We start from the raw sequence: 24,976 nt of genomic DNA on the forward strand, positions 1-24,976 counted from the left end.
GGCGGAGTGCTTGCACGTCACTGCCCGCCGCAACTGATCGAGAGAACCGGCGCGTACGCGTGCCCCCGCGGATCGGCATCAGGGATGCACACGCCCGCCGAAGAGCTCCAGGCATGCAAGGCGAACGGGTACTCGCGCACACCGACGTGAAGCACGGCGTTCAAGCCGCACCGCCGCAGAAGGACGAAGGCCGTCACGGCCTCGGTCTTGCAGTCGTCGTTCACGAACCAGCTTCTGTGACTGTGTGATCGCACTGCTCGTTTCAGCCGCGCCACCTCCTCCACTGAAGGGGCGTCCGCACGTGCGTACACCGGGGCCGCCAAGGAGAGGAGTCGAAGCACGCGCCCGAATCCCATGGTCCGGATCGACAGGTGCACTCCGCGCAGCCAGAGCCCGACCTCGACGTCCGAGTACGCCTTCCGGTGATCCGTCGCGCACCCGGCACGGATGAGATCCGTGACGAGTTCGGCGCGTTCCTCGGAGCTTCCCTCAACGAATTTCTGAACGTCCGTCGTCGTCATGCCGAGAAAACGGGTCCGCCGCCTCCAGTCGGCGATCAGGGCACCGCTGGACGTCCTGGTGACACGGCAATGCGGTGACAGAACCCGCGTAATGGCCACCAGGGTGTCGGTCTCTTCCACCACCGCGCATACTCCAAACTCGGTCTGCCGCACGGACTCTGCGGCAGGCCGAGTTCGACACGGTGGGCTGTATCAGGACTGATATCCGTGGCCGTCGTAGAGACCCCCACTGAAGCCTCGGATCAAACGGCCGTTGCCGAGAAGAAAAAGCCGATGCGGTTTACGGCGCCACAGCCTTCGGACAAACATCGTCTACCTCCGATATCGGGCAGTGTCGATCAAGTCCAGGCTACTCTGCGCCGAATGCCCCGCAACCGGGCTGCGCACACCGCGAAGCAGCTCTCGCGGCGGTCTGACCAGCAGGATTCACCTTGGCGCAGGCAGGTTGATCACGACATCACCCGGTCCACCTTTCGATGTCGATCAGTGGGGACGCCGGCCAGCCGACCACGCCCCGAGGCCGCAACCGTGGCGACATCCCGCCGGAGCGGCCGGACGGCGCAGCACGACAACCCCGGAGAGGGCCCGGCTCAGGCAGCCGCGCGCGCTTGGGGCGGTGGCGGGCAGTCGCGGCAGCGGCTCGTACCGGGACCGGAAGGCGCGGTCGCAGCCGTCGCAGGTCTGGAACGGATCCGGCCGTCTGACCGGCCGAAAACCCCTTCGCCGCCCGCGGATCGCGGGCGGCGAAGGGAACTGCGGGCCTGCTGCGCGGACTAGCCGAGCTTGGTCGCGTAGCCCGAGTAGAAGGTCTTGCCCGAGGTGTAGTCGGTGACCACGGCGCGGCACGAGCCGCGGACGCCGACCGGGAAGACGTAGCTGCGGGTCTGGTACGAGTCGATCCAGAAGGACCCCGGGTCGCCGTAGGTGTACCCGTTCGTGCACTCCAGGCTGAAGTCGACGTGGTGGGCGCCGCCGGCCTCCGGCTGCTTGTACCACTGGACGTCATAGCCGTTGGAGACCGTCCGGGCGCAGGCCGTGCCCTCGGTCCAGTGGCGGCACTGCCACGAGCCGCCGCACTGGCCGAGGACGCGAAGGCGACCGTGCCCCCGACGATGGTGAGGGCGGCGGCAGCGGCCGCACCTATCCGCTTCGCAATGTTCATTCAGATCTCTCCCCGTGAGTCGAACCCGATCTGGCGTTGCGATTCGAACGTATCAGCGAGCGCCGACATTCACCCGAACTCCACGCCGGGCACGGCAAGTCGGCCCGACTCAAGCAGCCTGGCACGCCTCGGGCGGGCAGTCGCGGCAGCGGCCTGGGTGCGGGGCACGGAAGGCGCGTTCGCAGCCGTCGCAGGTCTGGAAGGGGTCCGGCCGTCTGGCCGGCCTCGCCGCCGGGGCTTGTGGCAGGCGGGGCGGGAGCAGCGCCGTGAGGCGGTAGGCCAGTACGGAGGCGGGGCTGCGCATCGGCTCGGGGAGGTTCGCGGTCAGGGCCAGCCCGACCGCCTCCGGGTCCGCACCTCGGTCCAGCCAGGTCGATACGCCGGGTGCGAGGCGCTGCACGTCCCGCTCCGCCAGGAGCAGGCGCGGGTCGTAGCGGCGAAGGCCGGCGAGCAGATCGGCCGCGCCGGGGTGCAGTTGCCGTGGTTCGGGCGCAGGATCCGGCTCCGGCGCGGGCGAAGGCCCCCGCTCCGGCTCCGGCCCGGACCCCGGCCCCGGCCCCAGCCCCGGTGAGGGGTCGGCCTCCGGTGTCGGCACCGGCTCCCGGTCCCGGTCCCGGTCCCGGTCCCGGTCCGGGTCCGGGTCCGCGTCCGGGTCCGGGTCTGGCTCCGGGTCCGGTACGGGCTCCCGGTCCGGCGGAGGAGGCGGCCCGCCCGAGGTGGTCGCCGGCTTGTTGTACGAGTACGTGCGGGTTGCCACCCGGCCGGTGGGGAGTCGCTCGGTTCGGCGTTCCAGGTAGCCGTGGCGCTCCAGCTCCCGCAGGGCGGAGCCGATCCGGGCCTCCCCCTCCGTGAACCGCTCGGTGAGAGCCTTGATGCCGACCGGGGCGCCGTCAGGGAGCGACTGGATGTACGCCGCGACACCGATCGCCGTCGCCGACAGCTCGCGGTGCTGGAGCAGGTGGTTGCCGATCACGGTGTAGTGACTGGCGTGCCACGTGTTGACGTGGATGACACCGGATCGGGGGGTCCCGGCACGTACTCGGGACGAGGCGCGCGAAGGCGCGCTAGGGTGCTCAAGAGCCATGGGGAAGGTTGTGTCTTCCTGCTTGGTCAGGCCCTCGACCGGGATTGCAGTCCCGCCGGGGGCCGTCTCATGTCTGCTGTTGTCGGGGCGAGCATATGCCCGGCAACCGGCTCCAAATCCAGCCCAGTTGGCACAGTTCACCCGACCGAGCGACGAGGGCCGGTGGGGTTGGGTTGGTTGGTTCTTTCCCCCGGTTCTTTAGGTCTTTATGCGTCTAAGCACGCCGGATCGCGGCACCCCAGGACACGGCGGCGAGCGAGACCTCCGCCCACACCACCTTGCACGGAGCCGGCCCTTCCCTTACGCCCCAACGGTCCGCGAGCGCTTCGACCAGGACCAGACCCCGGCCCGTATCGCGGATCTCCGGGATGCGGTCACCCCTGGTGTCCGTCACCTCGATCAGCAGCGTTTCGGGGGTGACGGTGAGCGCGAGTTTGAAGTCCCGTCCGGGAACCCGGCCGTGGGTGATCGCGTTGGCGGAGAGCTCCGCGATGATCTGCCCGGGAACCTCCAAGGGCAGCCCCCAGGAGCGGAGTTGTTCGATGGCGAGCACGCGCCCGAGTCGAGCCCCGCGCGGGGTCGCGGACAGCTGGACGTGAAAGTCGACGAGTTGAGGAATCACGTCACTCAGCGTGGCCGTCGGTGCGTACCGTGGGAACCGACATCGCCTGTACGTCCCGCGTTTGTCCGGTGCTTGTCCAGTGCTGTCGCGGCTGTCCGGACCGACGCGACGGGTACGGGGCGCTGAGGACATCGGCTCGTCGGAAGTGGGCGCGCAATGAGCGTGGACAACAGTGACGGTACGGAAGAACCCGGCTGGGACGTAGACCCGGAGGACGAACAGGGCGTGGCGGTGCTCGCCGCGCTGGCCCGCCAGCTCAAGGCCTGGCGTGAGTCGGCCGGCATGCGGGCCGCCGAGTTCGGGGTGGCCATCCAGTACGGGGAGGACCTTGTTCGCAAGGTCGAGGCGGGCAAGCGGATCCCCCGCCCCGAGTACCTGGACAGGGCGGACGAGGTACTGAATGCAGGCGGCAAGATCTCCGCGATGAAGGCGGACCTGGAGCAAGTCCGCTACCCGAAGAAGATCCGCGACTTGAAGAAGAAGGAGGGCAAGGCGGTAGAGATCGGCGCGTACCAGAACCACAACATCCATGGCTTGTTGCAGACCGAGGAGTACGCGCGAGCGCTGCTCCGGACCTTGCGTCCCGCCTACACGTCGGACGAGCTGGAGCGGATGGTGTCCGGCCGGATGTCGCGGCAGTCGATCTTCCAGCGGTCCCCTGGCCCGGCCGTCAGTTTCGTCCAAGAAGAGGTCACGCTCCGCCGCCCCATCGGAGGCACAATGGTGCTGCGCCGACAACTCGAACACCTCTTGGAGGTCATCCAGTTGCCGAACATCGAGTTCCAGGTGATGCCGACCAACCGCGATGACCATGCCGGAATGGAAGGGCTGATCCAGCTGCTGAAGTTCGCCGACGGTTCTGCGGTGGGCCGAGCGGACGGAGTGTTCTACGGTCGCCCGGTCTCCGATCGCAAGCAGCTCCAGATCCTCGAGCTGCGCTATGGCATCATCCGAGCTCAGGCGCTCACGCCCCGAGAGTCGAGGGCCTTCATCGAGGAACTGCTGGGAGAAACATGATCCACCACCCCGAGCTGGACTGGTTCAAGAGCAGCTACAGCAGCAGCGACGGCAACGACTGTGTCGAGGTCGCCTGGTTCAAGAGCAGCTACAGCGACAGCAGTAACGGTAACGACTGCGTCGAGGTGGCCGCAGCCCCCGGCGCCGTCCTGGTCCGGGACTCCAAGGACATCCAGCGTGCCCACCTGACCGTCGGGCCCGACGCGTGGGCCGGGTTCGTGGCCCACGCGTCCGGCATCTGACGACGACCCTCAGGCGCGGGTGCAGACGTGCACCGACTCGCTGTGCCCGCTCTCGCTGTGGACGATCCGCAGCACGTTGTTCTTGTACGTCACCTTCAGCACCTGGCCGTCGCTCGTGTCCTTGTGGCCCGGGGGCTGCCAGGGGAAGGTGAGCGAGACGTTGTCCCCGACCTCCTTGGGCACGGTCAGGGCTTGGCCGCCGGTCAGCCTGCTCACGCCCTTGGGGGCCTCGTACACGTCGAGGACCAGGTGGCCGCCGCGGTGCAGCCAGCCTCCGTGCCAGGTGACCGGCTCGGGGCCGCTGGTCCAGGTGATGGTCCAGCCGGAGTTCCCGCCGCCGTCCGCGTTCACGGTGGCCTTCCCCTTCACCGTCTCGCCGTTCGGCGTGGTCGACTCCAGGTTCCAGTCGCCCTTGATGAAGGCGTCGAAGGCCCTGGTCACCACGCTGGAGGCGGTCGACGCCGGTGTCGGGGCTGCGGAGGATGCGGCCCCGCCACCGGCCGGTCCCGAGGCAGAGGCAGAGGCCTGTCCCGCGGTCGGAGCGGAGGGCGATGCGGCCGTGCCCCCAGCCGCCGGGGTCTTGTCCTTGCCGCCGCACGCCGCGACCAGCGTGGCGCCGACCCCGATCGCGAGGTAGCGCAGCGCGTTGCGCCGCCCGATCACCTGCGCCGCAGCGCGTATCTCTCGTACCGTCATCAGGCCCCCGTACACAGTCAGTTGATCAGCAGCGACCGACTATAGGGGAGCCCTCGCACATTCAGCCGTACGGCCCGATTCGGCCGGTGGGGGCCGGGTAGGGACCGGGCCGTCCATCCCCCATCGGCAGCCCCGGAGGCATCCGTGCCCGAAATGAACGGCCCCTACCAGGCCGGCACCCCCTGCTGGATCGACCTGATGGTCCCCGACCAGCAGGCCGCCCTCGACTTCTACCGCGACCTGTTCGGCTGGCAGGGGGAGGTCGGCCCGGCGGAGACCGGCGGCTACTCCGTCTGCACCCTCAAGGGCAAGCCGGTCGCCGGGATCATGCGCGCTTCCAACCCGGACGGGACCGTGCCGGACCCGATGCCGCCGACCGTCTGGACCACGTACCTGGCCACCGACGACGTCGACGCCACCCTCAAGGCGGTCACCGGCGCGGGTGGCGCGGTGATGATGCCCCGGATGGACGTCATGGACCTCGGGCGGATGGCCGTCATCACCGACCCGACCGGCGCCGCGGTCGGCCTCTGGCAGTACGGGACCTTCCCCGGCGCGGGCATCGTCAACGAGCACGGCGCGCTGATCTGGAACGAGCTGAACACCGGGGACACCGACGCCGCCGCCGCGTTCTACGCGGCCGTACTGCCACTCACCACGGTCCCGTCGCAGATGCCGGGCGCCGAGGGGTACACGGAGTTCAAGGTCGGCAGCCGCGCGGTCGGCGGGATGATGGACCTCTCCGCGCTGCCGGCCGGGGTCCCGCCACACTGGCAGCCCTACTTCCACGTCGACGACGTAGACAGCATCCAGGCGGCCGCGTTCCGGGCCGGCGGGAGCGTCATGGCCCCGGCGTTCGACATGGCGGCCGGCCGGATGGCGGTCCTCGCCGACCCCCAGGGCGGCACCTTCGCGGTGATCACCGCCACGGCGCCGGAGCAGCCCGCCTGAGCAGGGGCGGCCGTTGCCCCAGCCGTCACGGCCGGGGCAACGGGCCGTCACTTCCACTGCGTGGAACCATGCACTCCCCCTTCCGCGTCCCTCATGAACATGATCAGTCGAATCTGGTCATGTCCGGTTATCAACTACTCAGGGGACACATGTCGTTCGACGCGGAATGGGCTCAGCACAAGGCCGCCGTACTCGCGCAGCAGTCGCCCGCCATGCGCCTCAACCACGTGCCCGCCGAGGCGGGCGCCCCGGGCAGCCCGGCCGGGAGCCTCGTGGCCGGGGCGCAGTCCATCAACGGCAACGCCAACCTGCTGATCGAGATCGCCGCGCTCCTCCACGAGGGCCGGCCCGACGGCGACGCGAGCACCATGGCCCGCGCCCCGCGGGCCCACGCGGACGTCTCGGCGGAGGCCCTGCGCTTCGCCCGCTTCGCCGACGACCAGTTCAAGGACACGATCAACCTGTTCGCTGCCCTGGCCACCAAACTCAAGACCACCGGCACCAGCTTCGCCCAGGTGGACGACGGGACGGCCCGCAACTTCCTGGGCAACCTCCTCGACGGGGGCCAGTACGTGAAGCCGGAGTCCAAGTGAGCCTGAGTCACCGCAAGGACGTCGAGTTCCTGGAGGAGTGCAACCCGGCGCTGGTGGAGCGCAACGCCGCCGAGTTCAAGCGGCTGCGCGATCTGCTGGTGCAGGCCGAGGAGCCCGCCCGGCGCGCCGAGACCGGTACGCAGTGGCAGAGCGACGGCAGCCACACGTACACCGACCGCCTGTCGGAGGCCCGGCAGCTCGTGCTCCACATGGCCGAGGGGTACGACAAGGCGGCGAGCGCCCTGCACGCGTACGCGGCGGCCCTGACCACCGCCAAGTCGCACTACTCGAACGGCAAGCGCACCGAGCGCAAGCTCGCGGCGCTCATCGCCACGAAGGGCACGGCGATCACGCGCACCGCGCAGGAGGCGGAGCCGATGCGCCAGTGGGAGGACATGCGGGCGACGACCGGCGTCATGGACTTCTTCGCCGAGCTGACCATGGACGTGGACGACATCCGCGACGAGGCGAACCGGCTCCACGACGACGCGGGCGGCAGCTTCCACCAGGCCAAGACGGCCGAGCAGGAGGCGCGCAGCGTGTGCGTGCACGCGCTGAAGCAGGCGTACGAGCTGCTGCCGGAGTTCAAGGTGAAGAGCGGTGCCGGCGGTGGCGGCGGGGTCGACGTCTACGCGGCGATGGCCGACATCCGCCGCGAGGCGGCGGAGGCCCGTACCAACCCCCTGACGCACCTGCCGGGCAGCGGTCCGAAGAAGGAGATGACCGGCCCGTTCGGGAACGAGCCGGTCTCCCCCGAGCTGCGCGACATCCGGATGCGGGTGGCGGGGCTGCCGGAGGCGGACGACAACTACTGGGACCCGCCGCAGTCGGACGAGGGGCGGGCGGAGTGGATCCGCAACAACAAGGAGATCCTGCGGGCGGCCGCGCAGCGGGCGGGGCTGCCGGAGGAGATGGTCGCCGGCATCGCCTGGAAGGAGGTCGGCGGACAGCCGGGGATCTTCGACGACGGCGTGGACTTCTTCCGCCAGGCGGCGGACGCCCCGTGGGGGCTGAGCCCGGTCACGGCCGAGAACCTGCCGGACCGGGCGGGTGGCAAGCCGGACGAGACCTCCTTCGGCCCGATCGCGGTCCAGCTGCGGCGCGGCGCGGAGGTGCTCGGCTACGACCCGGAGAACCTCACGGACCAGCAGCGCAACGTGGTGAAGTCCGCGCTCCAGGACCCGAAGCAGAACGCCTTCATAGCCGCGGGCTTCCTTGCGCAGATCAAGGAGGAGACCGGCTACGCGAACGTCCCGGCCGACCAGCTGACCGAGGCCCAGATGCAGGAGATCGCCGCCCGCTACAACGGCGGCCCGTACTGGGAGTCGAAGAAGGCCCAGGACTACGGCGATGATTTCCGCAGCAACCTCGGCAACGTGAAGAAGGCCATGCAATGACGTACGGGAGCGGGCGCGAGAGCATCGACCTGCCCGAAGACCGGGGCTGCCTCCAGTGGGTGCTGGGGGTCCCCCTCGCCCTCATCTACCTGCCCGCGGTGTACATCTGCGTCCTCCTGCTGGTCGCCGACCCGATTGCGCCCGGGGACCAGCGCACGCGCGACGACGCCCACGCGATGGGCGCCGTAGCCCTGTGCATCAGCTTCGCCGGCCTGCTCCTCTCCCTCCTCCCGGTCTACCGCCGGACGATGAACCGCTGGTGGTACGCCGTCCCGCTGGTCCTCGCCACGCTCGCCTACTTCGCCGCGACAGCCCTGTGAACGCACCGCAGCCCCCGCCCGGACGGGGGCGGGGGCTGCGGGGCGGTGGGGACGGGTCAGGCGGGGACGGGGACCGCGGTGGGCTCGTCCAGCGGGGAGGACGAGGCGGCCTCGTAGGCCTTCTTGTCCAGGATTCCCTCGCGGGCCGCGACCACGACCGGGACCAGGGCCTGGCCGGCGACGTTCGTTGCCGTCCTCATCATGTCCAGGATCGGGTCGATCGCCATCAGCAGGCCGACGCCCTCCAGGGGCAGGCCCAGGGTGGAGAGGGTCAGCGTCAGCATGACCGTGGCGCCCGTCAGGCCGGCCGTGGCGGCCGAGCCGACGACCGAGACGAAGGCGATCAGCAGGTAGTCGGTGATCGTCAGCTGGACGTCGAAGATCTGCGCGATGAAGATCGCGGCGAGCGCCGGGTAGATCGCGGCGCAGCCGTCCATCTTCGTGGTGGCGCCGAACGGGACGGCGAAGGAGGCGTACTCCTTCGGGACGCCGAGGCGCTCGGTGACCTTCTGGGTGACCGGCATGGTGCCGACCGAGGAGCGGGAGACGAAGGCCAGCTGGATCGCGGGCCAGGCGCCCTTGAAGAACTGGATCGGGTTGACCTTGGCGACCGTCGCGAGGAGCAGCGGGTAGACGCCGAACATCACGAGCGCCGAGCCGACGTACACGTCGGCGGTGAAGGTCGCGTACTTGCCGATGAGTTCCCAGCCGTACGAGGCGATCGCGGTGCCGATCAGGCCGACGGTGCCGATCGGGGCGAGGCGGATGACCCACCACAGGGCCTTCTGGAGCAGCTCCAGGACCGATTCGGCGACGTTCAGGAGCGGCTGCGCCTTGTTGCCGAGCTGGAGGGCGGCGATACCGGCAACGGCGGCCAGGAAGACGATCTGAAGCACGTTCAGCTCGGTGAACGGCGTGATGACGTCCTTCGGGACGATGCCGGTCAGGAAGTCGAGCCAGGAGCCGGTGCGCTTGGGGAGCTTGCCGTCCTGCGGGGTGAGGCCGGTGCCGGCGCCCGGGTTGGTCAGCAGGCCGATCGCGAGGCCGATGCCGACCGCGATCAGCGAGGTGATCATGAACCAGAGCAGGGTGCGCGAGGCGAGGCGGGCGGCGTTGTTCACCTTCCGCAGGTTGGTGATGGACACCAGGATCGCGAAGAAGACGAGGGGGGCCACGGCCAGCTTCAGCAGCTGGACGAAGATGTCGCCGATCTGCTCGAGGGTCTTGGCGAGCCAGCTGACGTCCTGGCTGCGGGCGAGCCAGCCGAACAGGACACCGAGCACGAGGCCGGTGACGATCTGGGCCCAGAAGGGGAACTTGAAAGAGGCCTTGGCGGGGGCCTGAGGGGTCGCGGACACGGACACACTCCGGGGGTGATGCGCAAAGAAAGTGGGGAAGGAAGAACGGCGTGGACTCAGCGACAGCCACAACAGGCCGCGGACACGCGGCGGCAGAGGTCGACGTGCAGGCGCGCCACGAGCAGGACACCCGTGGTCATTTCATGCGCAACTGTGGTCAACATGTTTAACACGCTAACACTTTCCCTTTGAGGATCTCAAAGGTGCACTTTGAGACAGGGGTACCCCGAAAACGCCGAACCGCCCCAGCACGCAGGGAAGTTCCCGGTACTGGGGCGGTTCGGTGTGCTTTGGGCTGTGACGCAGCTAACGCGCGTGCGGGAACTTACGCGCGGGCGGCGTCGTCGGCCGCGTCCTCCTGGGAGCGGTTCGCGGCGAGCCGCTCCTTCGCGCCCGCGACGCGTCCGGAGATCTGCGTGGACATCTCGTCGCGCTGCTTGCGCAGGAGTACGAAGGACAGCGGCGCGGAGATCACGAGGGCGAGCAGTACGACCCAGGCGGGGTTGGCGTCGCCGAGGCCTGCGGGCACCCAGCCCACGTTGACCAGGACGGCGACCACGACGAGGCATCCGACGAAGATGCCCAGGCGCATCGCGGTGTAGCGGATCGTTGCGCTCGGCTTGAGGGACACGGTGACCCCTTCTCTCTCGTCGGTACGTCGGGTACGTCGGGTACGTCGTCGCGTGCCCGTCCAGCACGTGCCCGTCCAGTGAAGCACGACGCAGCCACGGACAAACCCTCCGGGGGTCAGTGCAGCGGCAGCAGCATCGTGATGTCGTCGCGGTCGTCGCCCGGGGCCACCCGGATGGCGTCCGGGACGCGGCCGACCTCCTTGTAGCCGCAGGCCGCGTAGAAGTGCTCCAGGCCCATACCGCCGCGGCAGCCGAGCCGGATCGCCTCGATGCCGTCGAACGAGCGCGCGGCGTCGGCGACGGCCTCCATCAGCGCCCGGCCGGCGCCCTGCCCCTGGAGGCCGGGGCTGACCATGACGGTGTAGGCCCAGACCCAGTGCGTCTGCAACCGGTGCGCGTTGAACGCGAGGACGGCGGCGGCCAGCACCCGCCCGTGCGCATCACGGCCGACGACCAGCCGGTGGCGCCCCTCGGCCATCGCAACGAGGTGCTTGACCAGCTCGGGCCGGATGTCCTCGGCGGTGACGGGCGGCACGAATCCGACCGCGCCGCCGGCATTGGAGACCTCGGTCCAGAGTTCGGCGACGCCGTCGCGCAGCGCGGGGTCGACGACCGGGTCGACCGTGAAAGTAAGGGCCATGCTGGCAGATTATCTATTACCAGTCGCCTCGGCAACGAAAGAGCGCGCCGACACGCGAAAGGCCCCGGTCCTCGTGGGACCGGGGCCGTTCGAGCAACGGAGCGCCTCAGACGCGCATCGCCTGCGGGGTCTCGCGCAGGGCCGCGTCCGGGCCGGGGTACTCGCGGATGATCTCGTAGCGCGTGTTCCGCTCGACCGGGCGGAAGCCCGCCTCGCGGATCAGCTCGAGCAGATCGTCACGGCCGAGCTTGTTCGGCGTGCCGTAGTTGTCCGCGTCGTGCGTGATCTTGTACTCGACGACCGAGCCGTCCATGTCGTCCGCGCCGTGCTGCAGCGCCAGCTGGGCGGTCTGCACGCCGTGCATCACCCAGAACACCTTGACGTGCGGCACGTTGTCGAACAGCAGTCGCGAGACGGCGAAGGTCTTCAGCGCCTCCGCGCCCGTCGCCATCGTCGTCCGCGCCTGGAGCTTGTTGCGGACCTTGCCGTCCTGCATGTCCACGAAGTCGTGCTGGTAGCGCAGCGGGATGAAGACCTGGAAGCCGCCGGTCTCGTCCTGGAGCTCGCGCAGCCGCAGCACGTGGTCCACGCGGTGGCGCGGCTCCTCGATGTGCCCGTAGAGCATGGTCGACGGGGTCTTGAGGCCCTTGGAGTGCGCGAGCCGGTGGATGCGCGACCAGTCCTCCCAGTGGGTGCGGTGGTCGACGATGTGCTGGCGGACCTCCCAGTCGAAGATCTCCGCGCCGCCGCCGGTCAGTGACTCCAGACCGGCCTCGATCAGCTCGTCCAGGATGTCGGAGGCCGACATCCCGGAGATCGTCTCGAAGTGGTGGATCTCGGTCGCCGTGAACGCCTTCAGCGAGACGTTCGGCAGCGCCTCCTTCAGCGCGGAGAGCGAGCGCGGGTAGTACCGCCACGGCAGGCTCGGGTGCAGGCCGTTGACGATGTGCAGCTCGGTGAGGTTCTCGTTCTCCATGGCCTTGGCCAGGCGCACGGCCTCCTCGATGCGCATCGTGTACGCGTCCTTCTCGCCCGGCTTGCGCTGGAACGAGCAGTAGGCGCACGACGCGGTGCACACGTTCGTCATGTTGAGGTGGCGGTTGACGTTGAAGTGGACGACGTCGCCGTTCTTGCGCATGCGCACCTCGTGGGCGAGGCCGCCCAGCCAGGCCAGGTCGTCGGACTCGTAGAGGGCGATGCCGTCCTCACGGGTCAGCCGCTCGCCGGAGCGGACCTTCTCCTCCAGCTCGCGCTTGAGCCCAGCGTCCATTCCGGTCATCCCGGTCGTCTCCTCTACGCGTCCCGTCCTGCCTGCAAACCGCCACCCACCGTACTCTTAGCGCTCCTCGGGCAGGTCCCCGACCCGGTTCTCCCACTTGGTGGAGAGCACGATGGTGGTACGGGTGCGGGAGACACCCTTGGTGCTGGAGAGCTTGCGGATGATCCGCTCCAGCCCGTCCACGTCGCCGGCCCGCACCTTGAGCATGTACGAGTCGTCGCCGGCGATGAACCAGCAGTCCTCGATCTCCGCCAGGTCGCGCAGCCGGCGGGCCACGTCCTCGTGGTCCGCGGCGTCGGAGAGGGAGATGCCGATCAACGCCGTGACGCCGAGGCCGAGCGAGGCCGCGTCGACGGTCGCGCGGTAGCCGGTGATCACGCCGGCCGACTCGAGCCGGTTGATCCGGTCGGTGACGCTGGGGCCGGAGAGGCCCACGAGCCGGCCCAGCTCCGCGTACGAGGCACGTCCGTTCTCCCGGAGTGCCTGGATGAGCTGCCTATCCACCGCGTCCATATACCTGGAGCCTTCCATTATTCGGCGATCCCGCAAGTTTACGTATAGAATCAAAGGCGCACAGGGTAAACACCCTGTGAATCTTTCAACAGATCGGCGATGATCTCGCTGATCTGACGACATCAGGAGTGGTTCACCGTGTACACGATCGAGATGGCCTACGCGCACATGCGACAGCTCCAGGAGCTGGCCAACCGATCCCGCACCGACCAGCCCGCCGCCGCGCACCGCGTCGACCGGACCCGCAAGCCGAGCACGGCGAAGAAGCGCTAGCCACTTCCCGGCCGGTCACTTCTCACCACCGCTTGCCTCCCGGGATCGGGACGTCCCCCAGCTCCGCTGGGAGGTACCCCCACCACCGAGCTCCCCCTCCCACCGGCGGTACAGCTTGTGCGGCACCCCTGCCGCATCAAGCACCCGCCCCGCGACGAAATCCACCAGGTCCTGGATGTGCGTCGCACCCGCATAGAACGCCGGAGAGGCGGGCAGCACCACTGCGCCCGCCTCGTCCAGCGCCACCAGATGCCGCAGCGTCTGCCCGTTCAGCGGGGTCTCCCGCACCGCGACCACCAGCCGGCGCCGCTCCTTGAGCGTCACGCTCGCGACGCGCTGGAGCAGGTCCTTCGACAGTCCGAGCGCCACCCCCGCCACACAGGCCGTGGACGCCGGCACGATCAGCATCCCCTTCACGGGGTACGAGCCCGAACTCGGCCCGGCGGCCAGGTCGCCGGCGCCCCAGTAGCGGACGTCGTCCAGTTCCGGCCGGGCGAAGGTCGCGGGCTTGCCGTCCGCCCCGTGCTCGAGCCAGGCGCCGAGATCGTCGCGCCAGTGCGCGTCGCGGAAGGCGATCCCGGTCTCGTCCAGCAGGGTCAGCCGCGAGGCCCGGCTGACCACCAGGTCCACGCTCTCCCCCGCCGCCAGCAGTCCGCGGATCACCGCGGCCGCGTACGGCGTCCCGGACGCCCCGGAAACCCCGACCACCCACGGGGTGCGCTTGCCGTCAGTCATAGCTCCGAGACTATCCGGCCACTGCAAAACGACGCTGAGTAAGGTGACCTGAGCGTCGACGGGTGGTCGGCGGGCAGGGGGATCAGGACATGGCCGAGATGCGCCTCGAAGAGTGGAGCCAGGCCGAACGGGCCAAGGCCGCCGGGAAGCTGATGCTGGGCTGGGTGGCCCTGCTGTGGCTGATCGAGGTGGTGGACCTGGCCACCGGGCACGCGCTGGACGCGTACGGGATCATCCCGCGCACCGCCGACGGACTGACCGGGATTCCCCTTTCGCCGTTCCTCCACTTCGGCTTCGACCATGTGGCGTCCAACAGCGTGCCGCTGCTCGTGCTCGGGTTCGTCGCCGCGTTGAGCGGGATTCGACGGTTCCTCGTGCTGTGCGCGGTGGTCGTGCTCGTGGACGGGCTCGGGGTGTGGCTGGTTTCCGCGTCGAACACCGTCACGGCCGGGGCCTCGGGGCTGGTCTTCGGCCTCTTCGGCTATCTGCTGGTCCGCGGGTTCGTGGAGCGGCGGGCGCTGGGGGTACTGGTCGGCGTTGCCATCGCCGCGTACTGGGGGACGGGGATCCTGACCGGCATCCTGCCGACGAACACCACGGTCAGCTGGCAGGGCCACCTCTTCGGCCTGCTGACGGGCGTCACCGCGGCTTTCCTGTTCGGCCGTCGGACCGCCCGGGGGTAGGGCCTACGGGGCGGTCGTGCCCGGGTCCACCGGCAAGGCCGAGGTGTCCACGGAGATCTTTCCGATGCCCGTCTCGACGAGGTGCGGCTTGAGCGGACTCACCACGATGGCGCCCTCGACGTTCTCCATCCGGTACCCGGGGAACATGTCCTCGAACCGGCTGAGCTGTGAGTGCAGGCGGTCGCTGTCCGAGACGGTCACGTCGGCCTCCCTGTCCATGCACTCGATGCTGGGCCGCACGCTACTCACGGGGGCGGACTCCGAACGACGAGTTCCCGCGGCGGCCACACCATCGAGTTACAGGGTCAGACCCCGGGCCACCAGGTCGGCCAGGGCGCAGACGAAGAGCGCCATGCCGATGAAGCCGTTCACCGTGAAGAAGGCACGGTTCAGGCGGGACAGGTCGTGCGGCTTCACGATCGTGTGCTCGTAGAGGAAGGCCCCGACCACGATCAGCAGGCCGAACCAGAACAGCGGGCCGGCATCGGTTGCCACGGCGTACCACGCCAGCAGGGCCGTCGTCACGACGTGCGCGCCGCGCGCGCCCCACAGGGCCGCCGGGACACCGAACCGCGCCGGGATGGACTTGACGCCGTCAGCGCGGTCCGCGGCCACGTCCTGGCAGGCGAAGATCAGGTCGAAACCGCCGATCCACACGCCCACCGCAAGGCCCAGGATCACCGCGTCCCAGGACCACTCGCCGGTGATCGCCAGCCACGCCCCGACCGGCCCCATCGCCTGGGCCAGGCCCAGGATGGCGTGCGGGAAGTTCGTGAACCGCTTGCCGTACGGGTACACCACCATCGGGATCACCGCGACCGGCGCCAGCGCCAGGCACAGCGGGTTCAGCAGCGCCGCCGACCCGAGGAACACGGCCAGCGCGATCCCGGCCCCGGTCCAGGCCGACCGTACGGACACGGCCCCCGTGACGAGCTCGCGCCCGGCGGTACGCGGATTGCGCGCGTCGATCTCCCGGTCGATGATCCGGTTCGCGGCCATCGCGAAGGTCCGCAGCCCCACCATGCAGACGGTGACGAGCAGCAGTTCGGCCCAGTGCATGGTCCGGTCGAGCCGGAACATCGCCGTCAGCGCCGCGATGTAGGCGAACGGCAGCGCGAAGACCGAGTGCTCGATCATCACGAGCCGCAGGAACGCCTTCACCTTGCCGGTCGGCTGCGGTGCCGGGCCCGGCCCGATCACCCCGTCGGCGGTCGTCATCATGCGAGGGCTCTCCGGAACTCTTCGAGGTCGGCCAGCAGTTCCGCCGCCGGGAGCGCGCCGAGCTCCAGGGTGTGGGGGGCGGCGGCGCCGTCCTCCTCGTCCTCGGGCGGGGTGACCCGGGCGGTGACCACCCAGTCGCCGCCCGTCGGGCGGGCTTCGAGGCTCAGGAAGTCGCCGGCCTCGACCGCGAACGGCTCGCCCGACGCCAAGGCGCCCTGGAGCTGCTCCGCGAAGCCGTCCGCCTCGGTGTCCCGCGCGCCGGGGAGCTCGAACTCGCCGTGGCCGGCACCGTCCTCGTACATCAACGCCCAGACGTCACCGGGTCCGGCGAACTCCTCGGGTGTGACGCCCGCCTGCTCGGCGGCCAGCCGGACGCCCGGGTCCGCCGGGTCGATCTTCGGGCGCAGCAGTGCCACGTAGACGTCGCCGGCGCCGAGGAAGAGCTCGGGACCTCCCACAACGATGGGGCTCACAGGCCGTACTCCTTCCAGCGGCGGTCCACCAGGGCCGCCGTCGCCGGGTCGGACTCCACCATGTCGGGCCAGCCGCCGTCGCGGGTGTAGCCCTCCTCGGGGAGCTTCTTCGTGGCGTCGATGCCCGCCTTGCCGCCCCAGAACTGCTGGTACGAGGCGTGGTCGAGGTGGTCGACCGGGCCCTCCACCACCGTGAGGTCGCGGGAGTAGTCCGTGTTGCCGAGCGCCCGCCAGGACACCTCGTGCAGGTCGTGGACGTCGCAGTCGGCGTCCACCACGATGATCAGCTTGGTCAGCGACATCATGTGCGCGCCCCAGATGGCGTGCATGACCTTCTGGGCGTGCTTCGGGTACTTCTTGTCGATCGAGACGATCGCGCAGTTGTGGAAGCCGCCCGACTCGGGCAGGTGGTAGTCCACGATGTCCGGCACGATGATCTTCAGGAGCGGGAGGAAGAAGCGCTCCGTGGCGCGGCCCAGCGGGCCGTCCTCCGTCGGCGGCCGGCCGACCACGATCGACTGGAGCAGCGGGCGCTTGCGCATCGTCACGCAGTCGATCTTCAGCGCGGGGAACGGCTCCTGCGGGGTGTAGAAACCGGTGTGGTCGCCGAAGGGGCCCTCCGGCAGCATCTCCCCGGGCTCCAGCCAGCCCTCGATGACGACTTCGGCGTTGGCCGGGACCTGGAGCGGGACGGTCTTGCAGTCGACCATCTCGATCCGCTTGCCCGCGACGAACCCGGCGAAGAGGTACTCGTCGATGTCGCCGGGCAGCGGCGCGGTCGACGCGTACGTCACGGCCGGCGGGCAGCCGAAGGCGATCGCGACCGGCAGCCGCTCGCCGCGCTTGGCGGCGACCGCGTAGTGGTTGCGGCTGTCCTTGTGGATCTGCCAGTGCATGCCGATGGTGCGCTTGTCGTGGCGCTGGAGGCGGTAGAGGCCGAGGTTGCGCACGCCCGTCTCGGGGTGCTTGGTGTGGGTGAGGCCGAGGTTGAAGAAGGACCCGCCGTCCTTGGGCCAGGTGAAGAGCGCCGGGAGCTGGTCCAGGTCGACGTCGTCGCCGGTGAGGACGACCTCCTGGACGGGGGCGGCGTCGCCCTTCACCTTCTTCGGCGGCACGTGCACCATCGAGCCGAGCTTGCCGAACGCCTCGCGGACCCCGATGAAGCCCTGCGGCAGCTCCGGCTTGAGCAGGCCGCCGATCTTCTCGCTGATCTCGCCGTACGACGTGAGGCCGAGGGCCTTCAGGAGGCGGCGGTCGGTCCCGAAGACGTTCATGGCCAGCGGCATCGCCGAGCCCTTGACGTTCTCGAAGAGGAGGGCGGGACCTCCCGCCTTGTTCACTCTGTCGACGATCTCCCCGACCTCGAGGTACGGGTCGACTTCGGCCTTGATGCGCTTGAGGTCGCCCTCCCGCTCCAGAGCCCGGAGCAGCGAGCGGAGATCGTCGTAAGCCATAGGGGCCAGTATCCGTCACCGACTAACCTGGGAGCGTCACCGGGGCCCGAGGCGGGTCCCCCGTCACTGCTGGGGAGTCGGTCCCACACCGTGCTGCGCTATCTGCCGTTCCTGCTGATCATCGCGCTGACCATCTACGCCTTCATCGACTGCCTGAACACCCCCGAGGAGGAGGTCAAGCACCTCCCCAAGGTGGTCTGGGTGATCATCATCCTGCTCTTCTCGATCGTCGGGCCGGTGGTGTGGCTGTTCGCGGGCAGGCAGCGGTCCGCGGTCGGCGGCGGCCGGGCGCGCCGGACGCAGTGGGTCGCGCCCGACGACAACCCGGAGTTCCTGCGGTCGCTCGGCGAGGAGCGCGACAAGAACAAGGACCGGGACGAGGACCGTGACACGAACCGGGACACGAACCGGGACACCGACAAGGACTGAGCGCCGCGGCGCCTCCGTGTGGCGCAGCGCACAATTGAACACGTTCAAGGCGACTGCAACAATGGGCGGATGCCGGAGAACTGCGGAGGGCCGCGGGTCGTCGACACGATCCTGCGCAATCTGCTCGCGTACGGGGTCGCCGTCGCCGCCCTGCTCGCCATGGCCGGCGGCAATCCGCACACCCACCACGCCGTCCCGGCCGTCTACGACGCGCGCAGCGACGAGATCGTCGGCACCTGGCGCTGCGTCGGGGGCACCGAGGTCGTCTTCCGGGGCGACGGGAGCGCCACCGTCACCCTCCTCGACGGGCAGGAGCGGGACTACGACCACGGCTGGCGGCTCTCCGGCTCCGGAACCTGGAAGCTGATCAGCCGGGAGCCCGCCGGCTGGAACTACGGCCAGCACGTCCGCCTCCACCTGCCCGCCCCCGCCTTCGCCGGGGCCAGGGGCGGCGCACCGGACCGGCAGGCCGCGCCCGCACGGTACAAGTGGACGTTCGAGCTGCGCCGCGACCACCGGCAGACCCTCGAGCTGTACTTCTTCCTCGGCGATCCCGGCGCGCGCAGCGCCTACGTCCTGGAGAAGGACGCGTAGGACGCGCGCAGCTCCGCCCAGCGGGCGTCGGTCCACCGGGACCAGTCCGCCGGATGGCCTTGCAGTGCGGATTCCAGCAGCTCGAAGTGGTGGTGCCAGCCGGCGAGGGAGTCGAGGCGGTCCTCGTCGGAGCCGGCCCGCTCGTTCAGGAAGCGGATCACGGTCGAGTCCGTCCCCACCGCCTCCAGGTGGAAGCGGATGCGGCCGTGCTCGCTCACCGTGTACTCCACGACCCGCTCGACGTCCCAGGCCGTGACGTGGCCCGAGACCGTCGTCCCGCCGTTCAGCCAGTGCAGCGTGACGACCCCGCCGAGCCTGCGCTCCAGGACGTCCGCCGCGGCCAGCCAGCCGCGCAGCCCGTCCGGTGTGGTCAGGGCGGGCCACACGGTCTCGTACGCACTCGGCACGTGGACCTCGAAGCGCAGCAGCCAGCGGTTCCCGCCGCGGCTCTCACTGGTGGCATGACTCACAGGTGCCATGCCACCAGCGTCCCACTCCCGCGGGTCAGACGCCTGCGTACGAGTGCTTGCCGCTGAGCAGGATGTTCACGCCGTAGTAGTTCCAGATCCAGCAGGCGAAGGCGAAGAGCGCGAGGTACGCGGCCTTGCGGCCCTTCCAGCCTGCGGTGGCGCGGGCGTGCAGGTAGCAGGCGTACGCCACCCAGGTCACGAAGGACCAGACCTCCTTGGGGTCCCAGCCCCAGTAGCGGCCCCAGGCGTCGCCCGCCCAGATCGCGCCCGCGACGATGGTGAAGGTCCACAGCGGGAACACGGCCGCGTTGATCCGGTACGAGAACTTGTCGAGCGAGGCGGCCGAGGGCAGCCGCTCCAGCACCGAGGAGCGGAAGCGGCCCGGCGTGCGGCCCTGCTCCAGGTGGCTCTCGTAGGAGTCGCGGAAGAGGTAGAGCACCGCGCCGGCCGCGCCGATGTAGAAGACCGCGCCGCAGAAGATCGCGGTGGAGACGTGGATCCACAGCCAGTACGAGTGCAGGGCCGGGACCAGCTGGTCGCTGTCGGTGTAGAGCCAGGTGGTGGCGATGCCGAGGTCCAGCAGGACGGTGGTGACCAGGATCAGGCCGAGCCAGCGGACGTTCTTCTTCAGCGCCAGGAGCAGCAGGTAGGCGCCGACGGCGACGGCGGAGAAGGTCACCGAGAACTCGTACATGTTGCCCCAGGGGGCCCGCTGCACGGACATCGCGCGGGTGACCACGCCGCCCGCCTCGATGAGGAAGCCGAGCGCGGTCAGCGAGACCGCGATCCGGCCGTACAGGTCGCCGTTCTCGGTGCCGCCGGCCGCGCCGGGGCCGTCCGGGACGTCGCGGGCGCCGGCGGCGGAGCGCGTGACGACCTTCGGCTTGTCGAGGACGGCCGTGCCCCCCTTGCCGCGCACCTGGACGGCGGGAGCGTCGGCGGCCCCGGCCTCGGCGGCCTTGGTGGCGGTCAGCGCGGCGGCCGTACGGCCCACCTTGCTGCGGCTGCCGAAGGTCCACTCGGCGATGTGGGCGAAGAAGGCGAGCATGTAGACCGCCATCGACGAATAGACCAGGTAGTTACTGATCTGAGCCAAATTCTCGTTGACTTCGGCTGCGAGCGGCGTCATCCGCGCTCCCCTTCAACAGTTTCCTTGACAGGTTGGTCGGGCGCCGTGGGCGCCTGCTGGTGGAGGGCGGCGGCGAGCTGTCCCAGCTCCTCCGGGAGCTTGGCCGACTCGCTGCGGCCGAGGCCCGCCATCTCGACGACGGTCACGCCGTCCTTGCCGGCCACCGCGCGCACCCAGACCCGGCGGCGCTGGATGAACAGCGACGCGGCCAGGCCGCCGATCGCGGCGATCGCGCCCGAGAGGGCGAGGCCGCTGCCCGGCTGCCGGGTGATCGAGAAGGTGGCCCAGCGCTCGACGCCCTCGAACTTCACGGTGCCCGCGCCGTTCGGCAGCTCCATCGCCTCGCCGGGCAGCAGCCGCTTCTTGAACAGCTGCCCGTCGGCGTCCTTGAACTCCTGCATCTTGGAGGTGTTCAGCTGGTACACGTTCTGCGGCAGGCCCGCGTCCACGCCCAGGCTGCCGTGGTAGGCGCTCAGCGCGAGGACGGGGAACTTCAGGTCCGGGAACTGGGAGAGCATCGTGCCCTTGCCCTCACCGGCGAAGGTCGGCACGAACATGGCGTTGAAGCCGAGCTGCTCCTTCTTGCCGTCCTTGTCGCTGTAGCCGTCCGGGACCTTCACGGCGCCGGAGGAGCTGAGGTTCGCGTCGAAGGGCAGCATCGGCACGGCGTCCTTGAAGACCACCTTGCCGGTCGGGTCGGTCACCGAGACGATCGGCGCGTAGCCGTGGCCGAGCAGGTAGACCTTGGAGCCGTCGACCTCCATGGGCTTGTTGACCTGGATCTCGCGCTTCTGCGGTGCGCCGTCCGCGCCGTCGCTGAAGGTGACGTACGCCTTGAAGTCGCGCGCGGTGCCCTTCTGCGGGCCGCTCTCCTCGTACGTGGCGTCGAATTTGTCGAGCGTGAAGGAGAAGGGCGCCAGGTCGTCGGGGCTGAAGAAGCTGCCGTACTTGAAGTCGTCGTACTGGGTCAGCGTGTTCGCGAAGCCCTTGCCGCGCAGCACGAGCTTGCCGCCCTCGGACTTGAACAGCTGGCCCCAGGCGAACGCGACCAGCATCACGATCAGGGCGATGTGGAAGACCAGGTTCCCGGCCTCGCGGAGGTAGCCCTTCTCGGCGGCGACGGAGGCCGCTGCGGCCTCGGTGCGAAAACGCCGCCCGCCGAGGACCGACTTCGCGTGTGCGAGCACCTCGTCGGGGGCCTTCTCCGTACGCCACGTCGCGTACGCGGGCAGCCGGTCCAGCCGCTTGGGGGCGCCGGGCGGGCGGCCGGTGAGCTGGCCGACGAACTGCCAGCTGCGCGGGACGATGCAGCCGATCAGCGAGATGAACAGCAGCAGGTAGATCGCGGAGAACCACACCGAGCTGTACACGTCGAAGAGCTGGAGCTTCTCGGCGAGCGGGACCCAGAAGGAGTGGTCCTTCTTCCACTGGGCCACCTTCATCGCGTCGACCTGGTTCTGCGGGACGAGCGAGCCCGGGATGGAGCCCAGGGAGAGCAGGAAGAGGAGGATCAGCGCCACCCGCATGGAGGTGAGCTGGCGCCAGAACCAGCGGATCCAGCCGATCACGCCGATGCCGACGGGGCCGCCGGTGTCCTCCGCGGGGGCGGTGGACAGCTGCGCGCCAGCGGCTTCCTCGGCCGCGTTCTCGCGGGCCTCGGCGGAATCCGCGGCTTCCTCGGACGGGTTCGGCGCCTCGGTGGACGCCTTGTCTGTCGTACTCATGTGTATGTAGTCCTCAGATCCCCACCGTGAAGCCTTGGGTCCAAATCCGCATGTCGTCGACGATGCTGGCCCACAAACCTGTGACGAGCAGCAGCCCGGTCAGGACCAGCATGCCGCCGCCGATCCGCATCACCCATGCATAGTGCTGCTTCACCCAGCCGAAAGCACCGAGCGCCTTGCGGAAGGCGATCGCGGCGAGGACGAAGGGCAGGCCCAGGCCCAGACAGTAGGCGACGGTCAGCAGCGCGCCCCGGCCGGCGCTCGCCTGGTCGAGGGAGAGCGTGCTGACCGCGGCGAGGGTCGGGCCCATGCAGGGGGTCCAGCCGACACCGAACAGGACTCCGAGCAGCGGCGCGCCGATCAGGCCCGCGGCCGGCTTCTTGTGGAAGCGGAACTCCCGCATCGTCAGGCCCGGGATCAGGCCCATGAAGAAGAGGCCGAGGACGATCACCAGACCGCCGAGGATCCGGGAAATGATCTCCCTGTTCGCCTGGAGCGTGCCGCCGAAGTACCCGAAGAGCGCGCCGGTGGAGACGAACACGGCCGTGAAGCCGGCGATGAACAGGCTCGCGCCGGCCAGCATCCGGCCGCGCCGCGCCTCGGCGAGGTCGGCCCCGCCGATGCCGGTGACGTACGAGAGGTAGCCGGGGACCAGCGGCAGCACGCAGGGCGAGAAGAACGAGACGAGTCCGGCGAGGACCGAGATGGGCAGCGCCAGCATCAGGGCCCCGTCGAGGACCGTCGTGTTCACGCCGGTCGGCTCGGCGGCCAGGGTGAGGAGCTCGGAGACCACGAGGTCACTGCTCCGCGAGGACGGGGTCGATCATGGAGCGCAGCTGCTGGTCGTTGATCGCGACGAGGGTGCGGGCGGCGATCCGGCCCTGCTTGTCGAGGACGATCGTGGAGGGGATGGCCTGCGGATTCAGGGTGCCCGCGGGGAAGCGGAGCATCAGCTTCCCGTCCGGGTCGTAGAGGCTCGGGTAGGTGATCCCGAAGTTCTCCTCGAACGCGATGGCGTTCTGCTTGCTGTTGTCGCGGGTGTTGATGCCGACGAAGGCGACGTCCTTGCCACCGTCGGCGAGCTCCTTGGACACCTTCGCGAAGTACTTGGCCTCGTTGCGGCACGGCGGGCACCAGGAGCCCCACACGTTGAGGACGACGACCTTGCCCTTGAGGCTGGTGACGTCGAGGGTCTTGCCGTCGACGGTCTCGCCGTCGAGCTTGGGTGCCTCGGTGCGCGAGCCCTGGGCGACGGTGGAGATGCCGGCGGCGCCGGTCACGTAGTTGCCGCCGGCGGAGCCGTTCGGCTTGCCGCCGTCGTCGCACGCCGACAGGGTCACGGCGCTCGCGAGGGTCACCGCGGTGAGCAGGAGAGCACGGCCAATTCTCATGTGAAAAGTTTCGCATGAGCGATTTGCGGATCTTTCCCGCCCCCCGGAGGTGTACCGAGCCGCTGGTCAGCCGGTCGGCCGGCCGGCTGATCCCGGCTGGTCAGGCGGCGGAGAGGTACGTGCCCCAGCCGCCGGCCGGCGACTGACCGGGGGCCAGCTCCTGGAGCCGGGCGAGCAGCTTGGGGTCCTGGACGTCGAGCCAGTCGGCGAACTGCCGGAAGGAGAGCAGCCGTACGTCCTTTTTGTCCGACATGCCCTTGAGGGCTTCCTCGACGGCGTCCATGTAGATGCCGCCGTTCCATTCCTCGAAGTGGTTGCCGATGAAGAGCGGTGCGCGGTTCGTCTCGTACGCGCGCCGGAAGCCGCCGAGGTAGGTGCTGGTGGCCTGGGTGCGCCAGGCGGGGTAGTTGGAGGGCATGCCCCGGGTGGTGTTCTTCGACTGGTTGGCGAGGATGTTGTAGTCCATCGACAGCACCTCGAAGGAGTGCCCGGGGAACGGCATGGACTGCAGCGGCAGGTCCCAGATGCCCGACTTCTTCCCCGGCCACACCTGGAGGCCGCCGGGCGAGGAGGCGTCGTAGCGCCAGCCCAGCTTCTGCGCGACCGGCAGCATGCTGTCCCGGCCGAGCAGGCAGGGGGTGCGGCCGCCGACCAGTTCCTTGCGGTAGTCGAAGGGCAGGGGCTCGAGGTCGGTGAAGCCCGTGTTGGTGCGCCAGTTGGTGACGAAGGACACGGCCTGGTCGATCTCGCTCTGCCAGTCGTCCGGGGTCCAGTGGGCCACGGAGCCGGAGCCGGCGCAGAAGTGGCCGTTGAAGTGGGTCCCGACCTCGTGGCCGTCGAGCCAGGCCTCGCGGACACACTTCAGGGTGCCCCGGACGTTCTCGTCCTTGAGGTAGCCGATGTCGGAGGCCCCGGCCGGGTTGTTCGGCGGCTTGTAGAGGTCCTTCTTCGACTCGGGCAGGAGGTAGATGCCGGAGAGGAAGAACGTCATGGCCGCGCCGTGGTCCTTGGCGAGCTTGAGGAAGCGCGGGAAGAGCCCGTTGCCGATCTCCCCCGCACCGTCCCAGCTGAACACCACGAACTGCGGCGGGGTCTCGCCCGGCTGGAGCGGTACGGGTTTGCCCGGCTGCCGGGGCTGCGGGCCGGAGTCTGCGGTGGAGCCGTCGCCGATCGGCCGGACCGCGGCCGCGGACCCGGACGGGCCTGAGCCGCCGGGGCCGGGACGGGCCGGGCGGTCGTCGGCGCCGCAGCCGACGACCCCGGCCGCCACCGCGGCTGCGCCGAGCCCGAGCAGTCCCCTTCGGGTGAAGTCGCGCGTCGCCCTGTTCATACCATTCATGAATAGTCACATAAACGGACTTTTCAATGAAGTC

General features: G+C 69.6%; 30 protein-coding genes. 10 read left to right on the forward strand and 20 right to left on the reverse strand.

What is annotated here, in order from left to right; translation table 11 throughout:
- Nucleotides 1-17 precede the first annotated feature (17 nt).
- The 3 genes from OHT74_RS16510 to OHT74_RS16520 all read right to left on the reverse strand — a co-directional run bounded on the left by OHT74_RS16510 (nt 18) and on the right by OHT74_RS16520 (nt 3,389).
- Complete coding sequence (locus OHT74_RS16510; RefSeq protein WP_328620603.1) at nt 18-644, reverse strand: lasso peptide biosynthesis B2 protein; 627 nt, start codon at nt 642-644, stop codon at nt 18-20.
- Between the two features lie 1,148 nt (nt 645-1,792).
- Entirely contained in the window at nt 1,793-2,656 is an 864-nt protein-coding gene (locus tag OHT74_RS16515; protein ID WP_328620604.1) for a helix-turn-helix domain-containing protein, read from the reverse strand.
- Between the two features lie 325 nt (nt 2,657-2,981).
- Nucleotides 2,982-3,389: an ATP-binding protein gene (locus OHT74_RS16520; protein WP_328620605.1), complete on the reverse strand. Its 408-nt coding sequence runs from the start codon at nt 3,387-3,389 to the stop codon at nt 2,982-2,984.
- A 156-nt stretch (nt 3,390-3,545) separates the two neighbouring features.
- On the opposite strand from OHT74_RS16520, the gene OHT74_RS16525 reads away from it, so the two are divergent.
- Together OHT74_RS16525 and OHT74_RS16530 are read left to right on the forward strand one after the other, a co-directional pair.
- Nucleotides 3,546-4,406 (forward strand): helix-turn-helix domain-containing protein, encoded by an 861-nt coding sequence (locus OHT74_RS16525; RefSeq protein WP_328620606.1) that lies wholly within the window; start codon nt 3,546-3,548, stop codon nt 4,404-4,406.
- The gene (locus OHT74_RS16530) at nt 4,403-4,648 is read left to right on the forward strand and encodes a DUF397 domain-containing protein (protein WP_328620607.1); all 246 of its coding nucleotides are present in this window, start codon (nt 4,403-4,405) and stop codon (nt 4,646-4,648) included. Before OHT74_RS16525 ends, OHT74_RS16530 begins: the two co-directional genes overlap by 4 nt.
- A 9-nt stretch (nt 4,649-4,657) precedes the next feature.
- On the opposite strand, the gene OHT74_RS16535 is transcribed toward OHT74_RS16530, so the two are convergent.
- Nucleotides 4,658-5,344, reverse strand: a complete 687-nt coding sequence (locus OHT74_RS16535) for a hypothetical protein (RefSeq protein WP_328620608.1) — start codon at nt 5,342-5,344, stop codon at nt 4,658-4,660.
- Nucleotides 5,345-5,497: 153 nt separating this feature from the next.
- On the opposite strand from OHT74_RS16535, the gene OHT74_RS16540 reads away from it, so the two are divergent.
- The 4 genes from OHT74_RS16540 to OHT74_RS16555 all read left to right on the forward strand — a co-directional run bounded on the left by OHT74_RS16540 (nt 5,498) and on the right by OHT74_RS16555 (nt 8,605).
- Nucleotides 5,498-6,295 (forward strand): VOC family protein, encoded by a 798-nt coding sequence (locus tag OHT74_RS16540; protein ID WP_328623331.1) that lies wholly within the window; start codon nt 5,498-5,500, stop codon nt 6,293-6,295.
- 149 nt (nt 6,296-6,444) lie between these two features.
- Complete coding sequence (locus tag OHT74_RS16545; RefSeq protein ID WP_266996444.1) at nt 6,445-6,888, forward strand: hypothetical protein; 444 nt, start codon at nt 6,445-6,447, stop codon at nt 6,886-6,888.
- A complete protein-coding gene (locus OHT74_RS16550; RefSeq protein ID WP_266996443.1) occupies nt 6,885-8,285 on the forward strand; it encodes a hypothetical protein in 1,401 nt (466 codons plus the stop codon). The genes OHT74_RS16545 and OHT74_RS16550 overlap by 4 nt, the downstream gene beginning before the upstream one ends.
- Nucleotides 8,282-8,605, forward strand: coding sequence for a hypothetical protein (locus OHT74_RS16555; RefSeq protein ID WP_266996442.1), 324 nt, complete (start codon nt 8,282-8,284; stop codon nt 8,603-8,605). The genes OHT74_RS16550 and OHT74_RS16555 overlap by 4 nt, the downstream gene beginning before the upstream one ends.
- Before the next feature lie 56 nt (nt 8,606-8,661).
- Here the strand turns inward: OHT74_RS16555 and OHT74_RS16560 are convergent, their stop codons facing one another.
- The 5 genes from OHT74_RS16560 to OHT74_RS16580 form a co-directional block, all read right to left on the reverse strand.
- Nucleotides 8,662-9,969 (reverse strand): dicarboxylate/amino acid:cation symporter, encoded by a 1,308-nt coding sequence (locus OHT74_RS16560; RefSeq protein WP_266664982.1) that lies wholly within the window; start codon nt 9,967-9,969, stop codon nt 8,662-8,664.
- Between the two features lie 319 nt (nt 9,970-10,288).
- The gene (locus OHT74_RS16565) at nt 10,289-10,594 is read right to left on the reverse strand and encodes a DUF4229 domain-containing protein (RefSeq protein ID WP_266664984.1); all 306 of its coding nucleotides are present in this window, start codon (nt 10,592-10,594) and stop codon (nt 10,289-10,291) included.
- 116 nt (nt 10,595-10,710) lie between these two features.
- Nucleotides 10,711-11,235, reverse strand: a complete 525-nt coding sequence (locus OHT74_RS16570) for a GNAT family N-acetyltransferase (RefSeq protein ID WP_328620609.1) — start codon at nt 11,233-11,235, stop codon at nt 10,711-10,713.
- A gap of 106 nt (nt 11,236-11,341) precedes the next feature.
- A complete protein-coding gene (gene mqnE, locus OHT74_RS16575; protein ID WP_266672815.1) occupies nt 11,342-12,505 on the reverse strand; it encodes an aminofutalosine synthase MqnE in 1,164 nt (387 codons plus the stop codon).
- 66 nt (nt 12,506-12,571) lie between these two features.
- Nucleotides 12,572-13,027: an Lrp/AsnC family transcriptional regulator gene (locus OHT74_RS16580; protein WP_030302184.1), complete on the reverse strand. Its 456-nt coding sequence runs from the start codon at nt 13,025-13,027 to the stop codon at nt 12,572-12,574.
- Between the two features lie 138 nt (nt 13,028-13,165).
- Between OHT74_RS16580 and OHT74_RS16585 the strand changes: the two genes are divergently transcribed.
- Nucleotides 13,166-13,300, forward strand: a complete 135-nt coding sequence (locus OHT74_RS16585) for a hypothetical protein (protein ID WP_266626677.1) — start codon at nt 13,166-13,168, stop codon at nt 13,298-13,300.
- A 15-nt stretch (nt 13,301-13,315) separates the two neighbouring features.
- Here OHT74_RS16585 and OHT74_RS16590 read toward each other — a convergent pair whose 3' ends face one another.
- Entirely contained in the window at nt 13,316-14,035 is a 720-nt protein-coding gene (locus OHT74_RS16590; protein ID WP_266664989.1) for a UbiX family flavin prenyltransferase, read from the reverse strand.
- Nucleotides 14,036-14,124: 89 nt separating this feature from the next.
- Between OHT74_RS16590 and OHT74_RS16595 the strand changes: the two genes are divergently transcribed.
- The gene (locus tag OHT74_RS16595) at nt 14,125-14,718 is read left to right on the forward strand and encodes a rhomboid family intramembrane serine protease (protein WP_328620610.1); all 594 of its coding nucleotides are present in this window, start codon (nt 14,125-14,127) and stop codon (nt 14,716-14,718) included.
- Between the two features lie 3 nt (nt 14,719-14,721).
- Here the strand turns inward: OHT74_RS16595 and OHT74_RS16600 are convergent, their stop codons facing one another.
- The 4 genes from OHT74_RS16600 to OHT74_RS16615 form a co-directional block, all read right to left on the reverse strand.
- A complete protein-coding gene (locus OHT74_RS16600; protein WP_328620611.1) occupies nt 14,722-14,937 on the reverse strand; it encodes a hypothetical protein in 216 nt (71 codons plus the stop codon).
- Between the two features lie 78 nt (nt 14,938-15,015).
- Complete coding sequence (gene mqnP, locus OHT74_RS16605; protein WP_328620612.1) at nt 15,016-15,939, reverse strand: menaquinone biosynthesis prenyltransferase MqnP; 924 nt, start codon at nt 15,937-15,939, stop codon at nt 15,016-15,018.
- Nucleotides 15,936-16,412: a hypothetical protein gene (locus tag OHT74_RS16610; protein WP_328620613.1), complete on the reverse strand. Its 477-nt coding sequence runs from the start codon at nt 16,410-16,412 to the stop codon at nt 15,936-15,938. The genes mqnP and OHT74_RS16610 overlap by 4 nt, the downstream gene beginning before the upstream one ends.
- A complete protein-coding gene (locus OHT74_RS16615) occupies nt 16,409-17,866 on the reverse strand; it encodes a menaquinone biosynthesis decarboxylase (RefSeq protein WP_328620614.1) in 1,458 nt (485 codons plus the stop codon). The genes OHT74_RS16610 and OHT74_RS16615 overlap by 4 nt, the downstream gene beginning before the upstream one ends.
- Before the next feature lie 90 nt (nt 17,867-17,956).
- Here OHT74_RS16615 and OHT74_RS16620 point away from each other — a divergent pair, with 90 nt between their 5' ends.
- Nucleotides 17,957-18,295, forward strand: coding sequence for a PLD nuclease N-terminal domain-containing protein (locus tag OHT74_RS16620; RefSeq protein ID WP_266664998.1), 339 nt, complete (start codon nt 17,957-17,959; stop codon nt 18,293-18,295).
- Nucleotides 18,296-18,364: 69 nt separating this feature from the next.
- On the forward strand, nt 18,365-18,889 hold the full coding sequence (locus OHT74_RS16625; RefSeq protein ID WP_328620615.1) for a hypothetical protein: 525 nt from the start codon (nt 18,365-18,367) through the stop codon (nt 18,887-18,889).
- Here the strand turns inward: OHT74_RS16625 and OHT74_RS16630 are convergent.
- From OHT74_RS16630 to OHT74_RS16655, 6 genes are all read right to left on the reverse strand, one after another.
- Nucleotides 18,865-19,368, reverse strand: a complete 504-nt coding sequence (locus OHT74_RS16630; protein ID WP_266665001.1) for an SRPBCC domain-containing protein — start codon at nt 19,366-19,368, stop codon at nt 18,865-18,867. The genes OHT74_RS16625 and OHT74_RS16630 overlap by 25 nt on opposite strands.
- A 25-nt stretch (nt 19,369-19,393) precedes the next feature.
- Complete coding sequence (gene ccsB / locus OHT74_RS16635; protein WP_266665003.1) at nt 19,394-20,488, reverse strand: c-type cytochrome biogenesis protein CcsB; 1,095 nt, start codon at nt 20,486-20,488, stop codon at nt 19,394-19,396.
- Nucleotides 20,485-22,212 carry a cytochrome c biogenesis protein ResB gene (gene resB / locus OHT74_RS16640; RefSeq protein WP_328620616.1) on the reverse strand — a complete coding sequence of 576 codons (1,728 nt, stop codon included), beginning with the start codon at nt 22,210-22,212 and terminating at the stop codon, nt 20,485-20,487. The genes ccsB and resB overlap by 4 nt, the downstream gene beginning before the upstream one ends.
- A 13-nt stretch (nt 22,213-22,225) precedes the next feature.
- Nucleotides 22,226-23,005 (reverse strand): cytochrome c biogenesis CcdA family protein, encoded by a 780-nt coding sequence (locus tag OHT74_RS16645; protein ID WP_266665007.1) that lies wholly within the window; start codon nt 23,003-23,005, stop codon nt 22,226-22,228.
- Nucleotides 23,006-23,009: 4 nt separating this feature from the next.
- Nucleotides 23,010-23,603, reverse strand: coding sequence for a TlpA family protein disulfide reductase (locus tag OHT74_RS16650; protein WP_266665009.1), 594 nt, complete (start codon nt 23,601-23,603; stop codon nt 23,010-23,012).
- A 100-nt stretch (nt 23,604-23,703) separates the two neighbouring features.
- Complete coding sequence (locus OHT74_RS16655; RefSeq protein WP_266665011.1) at nt 23,704-24,933, reverse strand: hypothetical protein; 1,230 nt, start codon at nt 24,931-24,933, stop codon at nt 23,704-23,706.
- Nucleotides 24,934-24,976: the final 43 nt, after the last annotated feature.

This window comes from Streptomyces sp. NBC_00354 (genome assembly GCF_036106915.1).
In the GTDB taxonomy this organism is placed as follows: domain Bacteria; phylum Actinomycetota; class Actinomycetes; order Streptomycetales; family Streptomycetaceae; genus Streptomyces.